We start from the raw sequence: 14,305 nt of genomic DNA, 5'->3' as shown, positions 1-14,305 counted from the left end.
TCAGCCCTCCAAAAAAGTGAATTCATCGGTCAGCACCAGACGCAAGCGCTCGCGAATGGCTGCTACCTGTTCCGCGCTGTACGGCTTGGCCGGGTGCCTGCCCCAGACCGGAGCCGGCCAGGCGACATCGTCACGCTTACGCACGATCACATGCATATGTAACTGGCTGACAACGTTACCCAGGGTTGCCACGTTCAGCTTGTCCGCGTCGAACGAATCCTTGAGTAACTCGGCAAGGGTGGTGGTTTCCTGCCACAGTTGCTGCTGATCGGCGACATCCAACTGAAACAACTCGCTTATATCCTCGCGACGAGGTACCAGGATGAACCAAGGGTAATTGCTGTCGTTGGACAGCAACAGCCGGCACAACGGAAAGTCGCCGATGACCAGGGCGTCCTGTTGAAGTCGTGAATCCAAAGCAAACACTGTGAGCACTCCCGCTGATCCTCTAACTCAGCTTAGCGGCGGCCCATTCGAAGCAGCGCGCCAAGCGACAGAACGGCAGCATACCTGCGAATGCAGCGAGCTTCACGCCGCTGCCGGCAGTAAATCGCCAGGCGCTCCGACATGAAACATTTATCCCGGCCGCGCACCAACACAGGCCCCGACATGAGCCTTGACGTGAAGAGCTGCACGAAAATCCTTGATCTGCCGTACCTCAGGTCAATCGCCGCCAGATTGGCCAAGGCTGGATTCATGATTTTTTTGCACCAAAACTGCACAACACGACTACGCTCACTGGGTCGGGCATCCGCTAAATACTCAGTACGGGGTGAACCGGTAACGTTTTTTGCTGTCCTGCGCACCTTGGGTGCGCTGCAACACCATTGGGAGAACCTCGTCAAGCCCGCAGAAAAAAAGGCTCCGGAGCCCCGTTTTCACACGGTTTTCACATCTGCGAGCGGCCCACAGAAAAATAACCGCAGCGTTTTCGCGGTTTGTGCACGCTTGTTGCATTAGTAACCGTATGGACTATAAGCGCACCGCTGGAAGTGGTCGCTTGAAGCCAATAAAAACAGTGGCAGGGTTGCCCGATGGAGATTCAAGTGTTTTGCCAGGGACTCTTTTTTAGCGATGCAAAAAAGGCCCGGAAACAGCGATAAAGTTGTCAGTCCGGCTGCATCGGTACTGTGAATTTGCGACATCCAGCGCTCCTTTTGCGACAACGCCGTAAAGAAGCTGAAAGGTTGATTTCGCAAGTATCGCCAACAATGTCGGCGTGATATAAGTTTGCGCCGACACAAAAAGAAAGAGCCGCCCAGATAATAAAACAGGTGGGACGGCAGTACTCTTCTAAAAACCAAAGGAGCAAATCACGATGCGCGTGATGAAGTGGAGCATGATCGCCCTGGCTGTTGCAGCAGGCACCTCGCAGTTCGCAATGGCGTCTTCTCAGGATGAAGCCAAAGGTTTCCTGGAAGATCAGAGCCTGAAACTGAAGACTCGTTTCGAATACATGAACCGCGACTACAAAAATGGCGCGGGCAACGTTTCCAACGGTGACGGCACTTTCAAAAGTGGCTATCGCCAGGATAGCGGTCTCAGCCAACTGCTGACTTACGAGTCGGGCTTCACTCAAGGCACCGTAGGCTTCGGTCTCGACGCCATGGCCATGGGTTCGGTAAAACTGGACGGCGGTTCGGGTCGTCGGGGTAACGGCTTGTTCGCCAACGACAGCGATGGCAACCCTGAGAAATCCCAGGGCAAGGTCGGCGGCGCAGTCAAATTCCGTGTATCCGACACCGTTCTGAAATACGGTCAGCAATTCGTTGCCAGCCCGGTTTTCGCCACTGACGACAGCCGTCTGCTGCCAGAAGTCGCCACCGGTACCCTGATCACTTCCAAAGAGATCAAAGGTCTGGAACTTAGCGCAGGTCGCTTCACAGCGCTGAGCAAGCAGACCGGCATGGGCCGCGACAGCATCGCCGGTCTGCCGGATGAAGATGGCAATGGCGGCAAAGGCCTGACCAGCATCAACATCTTCGGTGCCAGCTACGCCTTCACAGACAATTTCACCGGTGCATTGGCTGCTTCCGACGCTGAAGACTACTTCAAGAAGTACTACGTCAACCTCAACTACACCTTGCCGATCAACGACGAGCAGTCGCTGAACTTCGACTTCAACGGTTACCACACCAAAGGCGACAAACGCGGCGACTTGGTCAGTGCAATTGGCGACGAGACCGACGACAACGATACCCGTGGCGTAGACAACAACCTGTGGTCCTTGGCAGCAGCTTACAGCTTGGGCGCCCACAAGTTCACCGTTGCTTACCAGCAGTCGAGCGGCGACAACGCTTACTACTATGGCGTTGACGGCAACAGTACAATTTTCGTGGCCAACTCCATCCAGATTTCCGACTTCGTGGGCCGCGAAGAAAAATCGTGGCAGGCTCGCTATGACCTGAACATGAAGACTTACGGCGTACCTGGCCTGAGCTTCATGACCCGTTATGTGATGGGTGACAACATCAAGACCAACGGTCTGGGTGAAGGTAAAGAGAACGAGTGGAACGCCGAGTCCAAGTACGTGGTTCAGGAAGGTCCGGCCAAAGACCTGTCGTTCCGTCTGCGTTACGCCATGTACCGCTCCAACGGTGCCTACAGCGGTTACTCGTCTGATAACAACGACACCCGTCTGATCATCGAGTACCCACTGAACATCCTCTAATAAGGATGCGAAGCTGACGTACTGTAGAGCTCTGGTCTAACAAAACCGCCCGCCTGTATCAGGTGGGCGGTTTTTTTATGGATGAATAACTGATCAAACAGACAAACATTAGCTAGCTACTTATTAGCCAGCATAGTTTCATCGCGCCGATAAAAAACCCGAGAGTGCACACACTGCTCGGGTTTTATATTAGTTGCTGACTGCCAAGCCAACTTCCAAGACGCTTACTGCGTGGCAGATTCCTGCACCACACGTATAACCCGCTGCGGAAATGGAATATCAATGCCCGCAGCCTTCAAACGATCTCGCGCCTGTTCATTAAACATGAACATCACATCCCAATAGTCCGCAGTTTTAACCCATACGCGCAGGGAAACAGTGATCGAGCTGTCACCCAATGTCGAAATCACTGCCTGTGGCTCCGGGTCCTGCATGACGCGGGGATCCTTGGCCAGATCCAGCAGTACTTGACGGGCCTTCTGCAGATCCGCTTCGTAATCCACGCCCACGTCGAACACGACTTTGCGGGTTGGCTGGCGGTTGGTGTTGGTGATGATGCCGTTCGACAGGTTGCCGTTGGGCAGGATGATGGTCTTGTTGTCACCGGTACGCAGCACGGTGTGGAAAATCTGGATGCTGTCGACAGTACCCGCTACACCTTGGGCTTCGATCCAGTCACCGATACGGAACGGGCGGAACAACAGAATCAGCACGCCGCCAGCGAAGTTGGCCAGGCTGCCCTGCAAGGCCAAGCCAATCGCCAGACCGGCAGCACCGATGGCCGCGACGAACGAGGTGGTTTCGACGCCGATCATCGACGCGACGCTGACAATCAGCAGCACCTTGAGAATGATGTTGGCCAGGCTGCTGATAAAGCCTTGCAGTGCCAGATCGGCATTGCGCAGAGCGAGCAGACCGCCGAGTTTTTGCGTGACCTTGTTGATCAGCCACCAGCCGATGGCCAGGGTAATCACTGCCAGCAGTACGCGGCTGCCGTATTCCATGATCATCGGGATCCACGCCTGGGACGCCTTGACCAGGTGGTCCACTTCCGCATTCAAATCCATGTTCTATCTCCTGATTTCCGGCTTCCCGGGGTATTCAAAACAACTGTGGGAGCGAGCCTGCTCGCGAATGCGGCGTGTCAGTCAACTTTTCGCTGAATGAAACACCGCATTCGCGAGCAGGCTCGCTCCCACATAGCCTTCAGACCAAGCTTAGTCGCGGAAGTTGTTGAACTGCAGCGGCATGCCGAATTCCCTGGCACGCAGGGCCGCGATGGCTTCCTGCAAATCGTCGCGCTTCTTGCCAGTGACACGCACCTGCTCGCCCTGAATGGCGGCCTGGACCTTGAGCTTGGCTTCCTTGATGTGGCCGACGATTTTCTTTGCCAGCTCTTTGTCGATGCCTTCCTTGAGGATGGCGTCCTGCTTCATCAGTTTGCCCGAAGCGTAAGCATCCTTGACCTCAAGGCACTGCACGTCGATCTTGCGCTTGGTCAGCGCCAGCTTGAGGATTTCGATCATCGCTTCGAGCTGGAAAGCAGCTTCGGCGGTGAGGCTGACGGTCAGGTCTTTTTCCTTGAACTCGAAGCTGCCCTTGCCTTTCAGGTCATAACGACGATCGAGTTCCTTCACGGCGTTCTCGACCGCGTTGGTGAGTTCGTGTTTGTCCAGTTCGGATACCACGTCGAACGACGGCATGTAATCTCTCCAATAAAAGGCGCGCTCGATGTGGATGGAGCGCGCTTGGCTTGCGGTTAAAATCGGGCTCATTATAACGGGTCTTTTCCTACCGATACGGCGAGCCTCACATGCCTGCAAGCAATCGAGCAAAAAACTGATGTCGACCACCTGGCATGTACTCGGCGCCGGCAGCCTCGGCACACTCTGGGCGACACGTCTGGCCCGGGCCGGCTTGCCTGTGCAACTGATCCTGCGCGATGCCGCGCGCTTGCACAGCTACGAGGCAGTGGGCGGCTTGACCCTGGTAGAAAACGGACAAGCTCATACCTATGCAGTTCCCGGCGAAACCCCGGACAGCCCCGAGCCAATTCGCCGTTTACTGGTCGCGTGCAAGGCCTATGACGCCGAAGAGGCCGTCGCCCGCCTCGCTTCACGCCTCGCTCCGGACGCCGAACTGATCCTCCTGCAAAACGGCCTTGGCAGTCAGGACGCCGTGGCCGCGCGGGTACCGCAAGCGCGCTGCATCAGCGCGTCCAGCACCGAGGGCGCGTTCCGCGATGGCGATTGGCGCGTGGTGTTTGCCGGTCACGGTTTCAACTGGCTGGGCGATGCGGCAAATCCGCTGGCGCCGGTCTGGCTGGACGATCTGCAAGCGGCGAACATTCCCCATGAATGGAGCGCTGACATCCTCACCCGACTGTGGCGCAAACTGGCGCTGAACTGCGCGATCAACCCGCTGACCGTGCTCCACGATTGCCGCAACGGCGGGCTGAGCGAGCATCACTGCGAAGTTGCCACACTCTGTGCCGAATTGACCGAACTGCTCGAACGCTGCGGCCAACCCGCTGCGGCGGACAATCTGCAAGCGGAAGTCGAACGAGTGATCCACGCCACCGCCGCCAATTACTCTTCGATGTATCAGGACGTCGCCAACCAGCGCCGCACCGAGATCAGCTATCTGTTGGGCCACGCCTGCAAAGTTGCCGAGCGCCATCAGTTGAACCTGCCGCATCTGCAGCAGTTGCAGCAACGCCTGATCGCTCATCTGCACAAGCGTGGATTGCCCAGCGACTGAGCAGCCGCTAGGCTGACGACTTGTTCCCCTGCTGCGATAAACCTGATGCCATTGCGCCAGCGCCTTGAAAACCTGCCGGTCGGCCAGAAACTGCTGGCCGCCCTGCTGGTGTTGTTGACCACGGTTCTGCTCGTCGCCAACCTGACCTTTATCAGCGCCGCCTACTACATTTCTCAGGAAAGCATGGCGCCACAAGCCCTGCAGACCATCGGCCGGCTGATCGCCAATCCGAGTCTGGTCAGCGATGCGCTGGAGTCGCCGCGCAGCGCCGAGCGCCTGCTCAAGGAACTCGACAGTTATTCACCGCTGCGCGCCGCCGCCCTGTATGACGGCAAGGGTGAACGCCTGGCGCAAGTGCAGCGCGGCGAAAAACTCAGCCTCCCCGAGCGCTACCGCCATGTCGAAGCCTGGCAACTCACCGAGTTTCGCAGCAATCAACTGATCACCCTGCCCCGCCCCGGCGCCGCACCTGGGCATCTGTTGCTGGTGGCCAGCAGCGAACTGCCGATGGCGTTCTACACCGGCACCCTGACCGCCAGCCTCGGCATCCTGATCTTCAGCGTCTTGCTGTGGCTGGTCATCGCCCGGCAGATCAAGCGCCTGATTACCCGGCCGATTCATCAGCTGGAGGAATTGTCCCGGCAGGTCACCCGCGAAGAGAACTACGCCCTGCGCGCCGCGCGCGGCAACCACGACGAAATCGGCAGTCTGGCCGAGGCGTTCAACACCATGCTTTCGCGCATCGAAGCCCGCGAGCAGCAATTGAAACGCGCCCGCGACGACTCGCAGGCCGCCTACGATCAGGCGCAGGGGCTGGCCGAGGAAACCCGCCACACCAACCGCAAACTGGAACTCGAAGTCCAGGTGCGCAGCAAGATCGAGAAGAAGCTCACCGGCTTCCAGAATTACCTCAACAGCATCATCGACTCGATGCCCTCGGCGCTGATCGCCCTCGACGAGCAGCTCTACGTCACTCAATGGAATCAAGAGGCCAGCGCGCTCTCCGGTACACGCCTGGATGAGGCTTTGAACCAGCCGATCTTCCTCGCCTTCGAACCGCTCAAGCCGTTTTTGCCGCAGCTCAAGGCCACCGTCGAACAGCACACCGTGGCCAAAGTCGACCGGGTAACCTGGTTCAAGGACGATGAACCCAAGCATTATGCGCTGACGTTTTATCCGCTGATGGGCGGTGCCGGGCGCGGCGTGGTGATCCGTATCGATGACATCACTCAGCGTCTGTCGCTGGAAGAAATGATGGTGCAGTCGGAGAAGATGCTCTCGGTCGGTGGCCTCGCGGCCGGCATGGCCCATGAAATCAACAACCCGCTCGGCGCGATCCTGCACAACGTGCAGAACATTCGCCGGCGTCTGTCGGCGGATCTGCCGAAGAACATCGAGACTGCCGAACAAATGGGCATCGAACTGGACACTGTGAACCGCTACCTGCAAGGCCGCGAAGTCCCGCAACTGCTCGACGGCATTCAACAGGCCGGCGCCCGCGCAGCGAAAATCGTCACGCACATGCTCAGCTTCAGCCGCCGCAGCACCCGGCAAATGGCGCCGTGCGATCTACCGGCGCTGATCGATCAGGCCGTTGAGATCGCCGGCAACGATTTCGATCTGGCCATCGGCTTCGACTTCAAGGGCCAGGCGATCATCCGCCAGTTCGACCCGGCACTGGGTCCGGTGCCGGGCACCGCCAACGAACTGGAACAGGTGCTGCTCAATCTGCTGAAAAATGCCGCGCAGGCGATTCATCAGCGCGAAGACGACAGCGAGCCGGGCCGGATCATTTTGCGCACCAGGCTCAATCCGCCGTGGGCCGAGATTCAGGTCGAGGACAACGGCATCGGCATGAGCGAGAACGTGCGCAAGCGCACTTTCGAGCCGTTCTTTACCACCAAGGAAATCGGCCAGGGCACCGGCCTTGGCCTGTCGGTGTCGTACTTCATCATCACCAACAATCACAAAGGCCAGATGGAAGTGCAGTCGGCGCCCGGCCAGGGCACTTGCTTCACTCTGCGTCTGCCGCTGGTGCAGCCTGCGCCGTTGACCACCGAAACCAATTCACTACCGAGGTAACCCATGGGCTTTCGCTTGTCGAAGATCTACACCCGCACCGGCGACAAAGGCGAAACCGGCCTCGGTGACGGCCGTCGCGTCCCCAAGGATCACCCGCGCATCGAGGCGATCGGCGAGGTCGATACGCTGAACAGTCAGGTCGGCGTGTTGCTCGCCGGTTTGCTCGCCGAGCGCGAAGTGCATCCGGCGCTGAATGAAATCATCGAAGTGTTGGCGCCTTGTCAGCATCGCCTGTTCGACCTCGGTGGCGAACTGGCGATGCCTGAATATCAGGCGTTGAACGAGGCCGAAATCGAGCGACTGGAAGCGGCCATCGATGTGTGGAATGAAGAGCTGGGGCCGCTGGAAAACTTCATCTTGCCGGGTGGTTCGATGTTGATTGCGCAGGCACATGTCTGCCGCAGTCTGGCGCGCAGTGCCGAGCGGCGCTGTCAGCATTTGAATGCGCTGGAGCCGTTGGCCGGGGTTGGCCTGGCGTATATCAATCGGTTGTCGGATTTGCTGTTTGTTGTGGCGCGGTTGATTGCGCGGCGGCAGGGGGTGGCGGAGATTTTGTGGCAGCCGGCGGCGAAACCTGAAGGAAAGTAGCGCCTGTCAGGGCGCCTTCGCGAGCAGGCTCGCTCCCACATTTGACTGCATTCTGACTGGAGAAATGCAATCCACTGTGGGAGCGAGCCTGCTCGCGAAGAGGTCGGTAGCCCTTACACTGGATCAGGCCAGAACGCCCGAATCCCCGCGACACCCTGAGCCCCAGTACCCCAAGCCTTCTCGCGCTCCGCCGGCCCTACTCCACCGAGCAGAAACACCGGTTTACTGAAACCGTCAATCAACGCCTGTGCCTGCTCCCACCCCAACGGCTGCGCATCCGGGTGCGTCAACGTCGGCTGCACCGGCGACAGAGTGACGAAATCAACGCCCATCTGCTCGGCCAGCGCCAGTTCTTCGGCGTCATGGCAGGACGCCGCGAGCCAGCGCTCAGCCGGCAACGGACGTCCTGCCGCTGCGTATTTACGCAGTTGGGCAGCGGTGATGTGCCATCCGGCAGACGGGAAATCGCCCAGCCATTCGAACGGCCCTTTGATCATCAACTGCGCCTTGCCGGCGCACAGGCCCACCGCGTCGACCGCCAGATCACGGTATTTCGGGTCGTAGCCGTTGGGTGCGCGCAGCTGGATCAATTTGATTCCGCCGGCAATCGCTTTCTGGATGCCGCGCAACAAGGCCGGGCCTTCCAGATCTTCGGGAGTGATCAAGTATTCGGCAGGCAAGCGCGCCGCCGCGACGATCGGCTGATTGGCCGCCGGGAACTCGTAGTTGATCAATTCCCTGGCAGTGACCCAGGCCAGTGGCTGGCCTTCAGCGCCGTGGGGTTCGCCACTGAACGCCGAGACTTCCCAGACATCCAGCAAGACCTGTTTGTCCGGGTAATCGTGGCGAACCTTGATCAGCGGCCGCGCAGCATCAACGACGATGCCCAGCTCTTCGTGCAGCTCGCGAGCCAGTGCCGACTCGACCGATTCGTCAGCCTCGACCTTGCCACCGGGAAATTCCCACAAGCCGCCCTGGTGTTGAGTGTCGGCACGGCGGGCGATAAGGATTTTGCCGGCGCCGTCACGAATGACGGCAGCGGCGACGTGGACGCGTTTCACGGGTTCAATTCCTCCAGTCCAGCCTTTTGCCACGCTTTGAAGGCGGGCCATTGGTAGATGGTTTCAACATAGGCTTCGTCGACCGCCGGCAGCTTCACCTGATAGGTGCGCAAGCGCACGGCGATCGGCGCAAAAAAGGCATCGGCAAGGCTGACACGACCGAACAGGTACGGCCCCTCTTCCGTCGCTGCCGCGCGGCATTCGGCCCACAGCGCGAGCATGCGTTCGATATCGACCTTCACTTCTGGCGGCACAGGATTCAGCGGTGCGTCTTGGCTCAGGTTGAACGGCATGTGGTTACGCATGGCGAAGAAGCCGCTGTGCATTTGTGCGCAGGCCGAGCGGGCCTGCGCGCGGGCAAAGGTATCGCTCGGCCAGAGTTGCTCGGACGGAAACTGCTCAGCGAGGTACTCAGCAATGGCCAGCGAATCGGCGATGGTGCCACGGGTGGTATGCAGCAGCGGCACCTTGCCGGTCGGCGAGTGCTTGAGCAGGCGCTCGCGGGTGTCGGGTTTGCCGAGCTTGATCAGCTCTTCGCTGTAGGGTGCGCCGGTCAGGTCCAGCGCCAGTGCCGCACGCAGGGACCAGGAGGAAAGCAGTTTGTCGCCGATGATCAGGTGCAGGGACATGGTGTGGCGCCTTTTCGTCAGGGAAACAATCCAGAATGTCTGGCGTCTGGTCGTCCGTCATCGCGGGCAAGCCCGCTCCCACAGGTTTTGGTGGTGTACACGGCATTTGTGAACGACCGCAATCACTGTGGGAGCGGGCTTGCCCGCGAAGAGGCCGGCAGCCCACTCCCACACCTTGAATCAAGTACGGTATTCAGCGTTGATCTTCACGTACTCATGCGACAGGTCGGTGGTCCAGATGGTTTCGCTGCAATCACCGCGGCCCAGTTCGATGCGGATGGTGATTTCTTCCAGCTGCATCACTGCCGAGCCCTGGGCTTCAGTGTAGGTCGCGGCGCGGGCGCCACGGCTGGCGATGCACACGTCGCCGAGGAACACGTCGATCTTGCTCACGTCCAGATCCGGCACGCCGGCACGGCCCACGGCAGCGAGGATACGGCCCCAGTTCGGGTCAGAGGCGAACAGCGCGGTCTTGATCAGCGGCGAGTGGGCCACGGTGTAACCGACGTCCAGGCATTCCTGATGGTTGCCGCCGCCATTCACTTCAACGGTAACGAATTTGGTCGCGCCTTCGCCGTCACGCACGATGGCCTGGGCGACGTCCATGCACACTTCGAACACGGCTTGTTTCAGCTTGGCGAACAGCTCGCCTTCAGCGTGGGTGATCTCGGGCAGCGCGGCCTTACCTGTAGCGATCAACATGCAGCAGTCGTTGGTCGAGGTGTCGCCGTCGATGGTGATGCGGTTGAACGACTTGTTGGCGCCGTCGAGCATCAGGTTGTGCAGCACCTCGCGGGAGACTTTGGCGTCGGTGGCGATGTAACCCAGCATGGTCGCCATGTTCGGGCGAATCATGCCGGCGCCTTTGCTGATGCCGGTGACAGTGATGGTCACGCCGTCATGCTCGAACTGGCGGCTGGCGCCCTTGGGCAGGGTGTCGGTGGTCATGATCCCGGTGGCCGCGGCTTCCCAGTTGTTCTCCGACAGATCATCCAGCGCGGCTTGCAGTGCGCCTTCGATCTTCTCGACCGGCAGCGGCTCGCCGATCACGCCAGTGGAGTACGGCAGAATCTGGCTGGCATCGACGCCGGTCAGCTCAGCCAGTTTAGCGGTGGTGCGCTCGGCGGCGGCCAGGCCCGGTTCGCCGGTGCCGGCGTTGGCATTGCCCGTGTTGGTCAGCAAGTAACGCACGGCATTGTGCACGCGCTTTTTCGCCAGGATCACCGGCGCGGCGCAGAACGCGTTCAGGGTGAACACGCCAGCCACGGTCGAACCTTCAGCACAGCGCATCACCACTACATCCTTGCGCCCCGGGCGCTTGATGCCGGCCGAGGCGATACCGAGTTCAAAACCGGCAACCGGGTGCAACGTTGGCAAAGGACCAAGACCAACAGCCATGAATGCGCTCCTTACTCAATGATGTCAGCACCGCCACGGGAAAGGACGGTGGGATAAATGGCAAAACGCCGCGACGGCAGGAGCCGGTCGCGGCGCGGGGTGTTCAGCGATTGAAACGGGTTTTACTGGATCTGCCCGTGGCAATGCTTGTATTTCTTGCCCGAACCGCAGTAGCACAGTTCGTTGCGGCCCAGCTTCTGCTCGTTGCGCACCGGGGCAGCGGCGGTGGCCAGTGCCACATCGACCTCTTCACCCAGCGCTTCCGGCTGATCCAGGCCAGGCGCTTCGGCGTGCTCGAACTGCATGCGCGCCGCCAGTGCTTCGGCCTCCTGACGCAGACGTTGCTCTTCGGCTTCCGGATCTTCGCGACGAACCTGAACATGCGAGAGCACGCGGATCGAGTCGCGCTTGATCGAATCGAGGAGCTCGGAGAACAGTGTGAAGGATTCGCGCTTGTATTCCTGCTTCGGGTTCTTCTGCGCATAGCCACGCAAGTGAATGCCGTGACGCAGGTGATCCATGGTCGACAGATGATCTTTCCACAGGTCGTCGAGTACGCGCAGGACGATCTGCTTCTCGAACGAGCGCAGCGCCTCGGCACCGGCCTGGTCTTCTTTCTCGTTGTACGCCGCCATCAGCTCGGTCATGAGCTTCTCGCGCAGGGTTTCTTCGTACAGGTGATCGTCTTCGTCGAGCCATTGCTGGATCGGCAGTTTCACGCCGAAATCGCTTTCGATCGACGCTTCCAGACCGGCCACGTCCCACTGCTCTGGCAGCGATTGCGGCGGAATGTGGGCACTGACGGTAGCGTTGAGCACGTCCTGACGGAAGTCGGCGATGGTCTCACCGATGTTGTCAGCGGCCAGCAACGTGTTACGCATGTGATAGATCACTTTACGCTGTTCGTTGTTGACGTCGTCGAACTCGAGCAGTTGCTTACGGATGTCGAAGTTGCGGCCTTCAACCTTGCGCTGCGCCTTCTCGATCGCGTTGGTCACCATACGGTGCTCGATCGCTTCGCCCGGCTGCATGCCCAGGGCTTTCATGAAGTTCTTCACCCGGTCAGAGGCGAAGATGCGCATCAGGCTGTCTTCCAGCGACAGGTAGAAGCGGCTCGAACCGGCATCGCCCTGACGGCCGGCACGGCCACGCAGCTGGTTGTCGATACGGCGCGATTCGTGACGCTCGGAAGCAATTACCTGCAAGCCGCCGGACTCCAGCACTTGCTGGTGACGCTTCTGCCAGTCGGCCTTGATCTGCGCGATCTGCTCAGGAGTCGGGTTCTCCAGCGAAGCGACTTCCACTTCCCAGTTGCCGCCCAACAGGATGTCGGTACCACGACCGGCCATGTTGGTGGCGATGGTCAGCGCACCCGGACGACCGGCCTGAGCGATGATCTCAGCTTCTTTTTCGTGGAACTTGGCGTTGAGAACCTTGTGTTCGATGCCTTCTTTGACGAGCAATTCGGACATGTGCTCGGACGTCTCGATGGTCGCGGTACCCACCAGCACCGGACGACCGGCGGCCATGCTTTCCTTGATGTCCGCGACGATCGCCGCGTATTTCTCTTCGGCGGTGAGGAACACCAGGTCGTTGTAGTCTTTACGCGCCAACGGTTTGTTCGGCGGAATGACCATGACTTCCAGACCATAGATCTGGTGGAATTCGAACGCTTCGGTGTCGGCGGTACCGGTCATGCCGGACAGCTTGGTGTACAGACGGAAGTAGTTCTGGAAGGTGGTCGAGGCCAGGGTCTGGCTCTCGGCCTGGATGTTCAGACCTTCCTTGGCTTCGATAGCCTGGTGCAGGCCTTCGGACAAACGACGACCCGGCATGGTACGACCGGTGTGTTCGTCGACCAGTACGACCTGACCGTCCTGCACGATGTATTCAATGTTGCGATTGAACAGCTTGTGCGCACGCAGACCGGCGTAGACGTGGGTCAGCAGGCCAAGGTTGTGCGCCGAGTACAGGCTCTCGCCTTCGGCCAGCAGGCCGACGCGGGTGAGCATTTCTTCGATGAACTGGTGACCGGCTTCGTTGAGTTCGACCTGACGGGTCTTTTCGTCAACGGTGTAGTGGCCGGCCTTGGTGACCTGGCCTTCGACTTCCTCGACGTGCAGTTCCAGCTGCGGGATCAGTTTGTTGATCTCCATGTACAGCTTGGAGCTGTCCTCGGCCTGACCGGAAATGATCAGCGGAGTACGCGCTTCGTCGATGAGGATGGAGTCGACTTCGTCGATCACGGCAAAGTTGAGTTCGCGCTGGAATTTTTCATCCATGCTGAACGCCATGTTGTCGCGCAGGTAGTCGAAACCGAATTCGTTGTTGGTGCCGTAGGTGATGTCGGCGGCGTAGGCGGCACGCTTTTCTTCCGGCGGCTGGAACGGCGTCACGACGCCGACGGTCAGGCCGAGGAATTCATACAGCGGGCGCATCCAGTTGGCATCACGGCGGGCCAGGTAGTCGTTCACGGTCACAACGTGCACGCCCTTGCCGGACAGTGCGTTGAGGTAAACACCCAGGGTGGCCACGAGGGTCTTGCCCTCACCGGTGCGCATTTCGGCGATCTTGCCTTCGTGCAAGGTCATGCCGCCGACGAGTTGCACGTCGAAGTGGCGCATGCCCATCACACGCTTGCCGGCCTCGCGGGCGACGGCGAAGGCTTCCGGCAACAGCTTGTCGAGGGTCTCCCCTTTGGCGATACGGGCCTTGAACTCGGCGGTCTTGGCGCGCAATTGATCGTCCGAAAGGGCCACCATTTGCTCTTCGAAGGCATTGACGAGCTGCACCGTCTTGAGCATGCGTTTGACTTCACGCTCGTTCTTGCTTCCAAAAAGTTTCTTTAACAAAGGCGCAAACATATCGGCAGGATCTTCCACACTAAAGGGATGGAGGGCGGCCCCGTGAGTCGCCCGTGCAGCCCTCATGGCCGCATGCGAACGAGCATTCTACCCGGAAACGGTGGTGAGGAAAGTGGCGATGTTCCACGATGCTGGCACTGCGCTTTGACGGGGCTCACTTAAAATAGGGGCGTTTTGCTCAACTTCAACCCGTCGAGGGAAAGAAGTCAGGCGTTGATTTAATGAGCAAATCAGGGACAAAAGCAATGGGCC

Annotated in this window: 11 protein-coding genes; 4 read left to right on the top strand and 7 right to left on the bottom strand. The window is 59.5% G+C overall.

The window, feature by feature from the left end:
- Nucleotides 1–426 carry an HIT family protein gene (locus tag ASG55_RS15075; protein ID WP_056787907.1) on the bottom strand — a complete coding sequence of 142 codons (426 nt, stop codon included), beginning with the start codon at nt 424–426 and terminating at the stop codon, nt 1–3.
- An 892-nt stretch (nt 427–1,318) separates the two neighbouring features.
- Here ASG55_RS15075 and ASG55_RS15065 point away from each other — a divergent pair.
- The gene (locus tag ASG55_RS15065; RefSeq protein WP_056787902.1) at nt 1,319–2,671 is read left to right on the top strand and encodes an OprD family porin; all 1,353 of its coding nucleotides are present in this window, start codon (nt 1,319–1,321) and stop codon (nt 2,669–2,671) included.
- A gap of 224 nt (nt 2,672–2,895) precedes the next feature.
- On the opposite strand, the gene ASG55_RS15060 is transcribed toward ASG55_RS15065, so the two are convergent.
- Nucleotides 2,896–3,738 carry a mechanosensitive ion channel family protein gene (locus ASG55_RS15060; RefSeq protein WP_016773492.1) on the bottom strand — a complete coding sequence of 281 codons (843 nt, stop codon included), beginning with the start codon at nt 3,736–3,738 and terminating at the stop codon, nt 2,896–2,898.
- Nucleotides 3,739–3,888: 150 nt separating this feature from the next.
- The gene (locus ASG55_RS15055; RefSeq protein WP_056787899.1) at nt 3,889–4,374 is read right to left on the bottom strand and encodes a YajQ family cyclic di-GMP-binding protein; all 486 of its coding nucleotides are present in this window, start codon (nt 4,372–4,374) and stop codon (nt 3,889–3,891) included.
- 139 nt (nt 4,375–4,513) lie between these two features.
- Here ASG55_RS15055 and ASG55_RS15050 point away from each other — a divergent pair, with 139 nt between their 5' ends.
- Genes ASG55_RS15050 through ASG55_RS15040 form a run of 3 tightly spaced genes read left to right on the top strand, consistent with a single transcriptional unit; the run spans nt 4,514 to nt 8,101 of the window.
- On the top strand, nt 4,514–5,431 hold the full coding sequence (locus tag ASG55_RS15050; protein WP_056787896.1) for a putative 2-dehydropantoate 2-reductase: 918 nt from the start codon (nt 4,514–4,516) through the stop codon (nt 5,429–5,431).
- A gap of 45 nt (nt 5,432–5,476) precedes the next feature.
- Entirely contained in the window at nt 5,477–7,513 is a 2,037-nt protein-coding gene (locus ASG55_RS15045) for a sensor histidine kinase (protein ID WP_056787893.1), read from the top strand.
- A 3-nt stretch (nt 7,514–7,516) separates the two neighbouring features.
- Nucleotides 7,517–8,101, top strand: a complete 585-nt coding sequence (locus tag ASG55_RS15040; RefSeq protein ID WP_056787890.1) for a cob(I)yrinic acid a,c-diamide adenosyltransferase — start codon at nt 7,517–7,519, stop codon at nt 8,099–8,101.
- 113 nt (nt 8,102–8,214) lie between these two features.
- On the opposite strand, the gene ASG55_RS15035 is transcribed toward ASG55_RS15040, so the two are convergent.
- The 4 genes from ASG55_RS15035 to secA form a co-directional block, all read right to left on the bottom strand.
- Nucleotides 8,215–9,162, bottom strand: a complete 948-nt coding sequence (locus ASG55_RS15035) for a Nudix family hydrolase (RefSeq protein ID WP_056787887.1) — start codon at nt 9,160–9,162, stop codon at nt 8,215–8,217.
- Complete coding sequence (locus ASG55_RS15030) at nt 9,159–9,791, bottom strand: glutathione S-transferase family protein (protein ID WP_056787884.1); 633 nt, start codon at nt 9,789–9,791, stop codon at nt 9,159–9,161. Before ASG55_RS15030 ends, ASG55_RS15035 begins: the two co-directional genes overlap by 4 nt.
- 180 nt (nt 9,792–9,971) lie before the next feature.
- On the bottom strand, nt 9,972–11,189 hold the full coding sequence (gene argJ, locus ASG55_RS15025) for a bifunctional glutamate N-acetyltransferase/amino-acid acetyltransferase ArgJ (protein WP_056787882.1): 1,218 nt from the start codon (nt 11,187–11,189) through the stop codon (nt 9,972–9,974).
- Nucleotides 11,190–11,311: 122 nt separating this feature from the next.
- Entirely contained in the window at nt 11,312–14,053 is a 2,742-nt protein-coding gene (secA, locus tag ASG55_RS15020; RefSeq protein ID WP_038861039.1) for a preprotein translocase subunit SecA, read from the bottom strand.
- Nucleotides 14,054–14,305: the final 252 nt, after the last annotated feature.

Source organism: Pseudomonas sp. Leaf434, assembly GCF_001425545.1.
In the GTDB taxonomy this organism is placed as follows: Bacteria; Pseudomonadota; Gammaproteobacteria; order Pseudomonadales; family Pseudomonadaceae; genus Aquipseudomonas; species Aquipseudomonas siliginis.
The sequence above is the reverse complement of the archived record's forward strand: the minus strand, read 5'-3'. Positions and strand labels throughout refer to the sequence as shown.

Bases quoted from the DNA above. Each gene is read 5' to 3' on its own strand.
- ASG55_RS15065 (WP_056787902.1), top strand. From the start codon at position 1,319: ATGCGCGTGATGAAGTGGAGCATGATCGCCCTGGCTGTTGCAGCAGGC.
- ASG55_RS15060 (WP_016773492.1), bottom strand. From the start codon at position 3,738: ATGGATTTGAATGCGGAAGTGGACCACCTGGTCAAGGCGTCCCAGGCG.
- ASG55_RS15055 (WP_056787899.1), bottom strand. From the start codon at position 4,374: ATGCCGTCGTTCGACGTGGTATCCGAACTGGACAAACACGAACTCACC.
- ASG55_RS15050 (WP_056787896.1), top strand. From the start codon at position 4,514: ATGTCGACCACCTGGCATGTACTCGGCGCCGGCAGCCTCGGCACACTC.
- ASG55_RS15045 (WP_056787893.1), top strand. From the start codon at position 5,477: ATGCCATTGCGCCAGCGCCTTGAAAACCTGCCGGTCGGCCAGAAACTG.
- ASG55_RS15040 (WP_056787890.1), top strand. From the start codon at position 7,517: ATGGGCTTTCGCTTGTCGAAGATCTACACCCGCACCGGCGACAAAGGC.
- ASG55_RS15030 (WP_056787884.1), bottom strand. From the start codon at position 9,791: ATGTCCCTGCACCTGATCATCGGCGACAAACTGCTTTCCTCCTGGTCC.
- argJ (WP_056787882.1), bottom strand. From the start codon at position 11,189: ATGGCTGTTGGTCTTGGTCCTTTGCCAACGTTGCACCCGGTTGCCGGT.
- secA (WP_038861039.1), bottom strand. From the start codon at position 14,053: ATGTTTGCGCCTTTGTTAAAGAAACTTTTTGGAAGCAAGAACGAGCGT.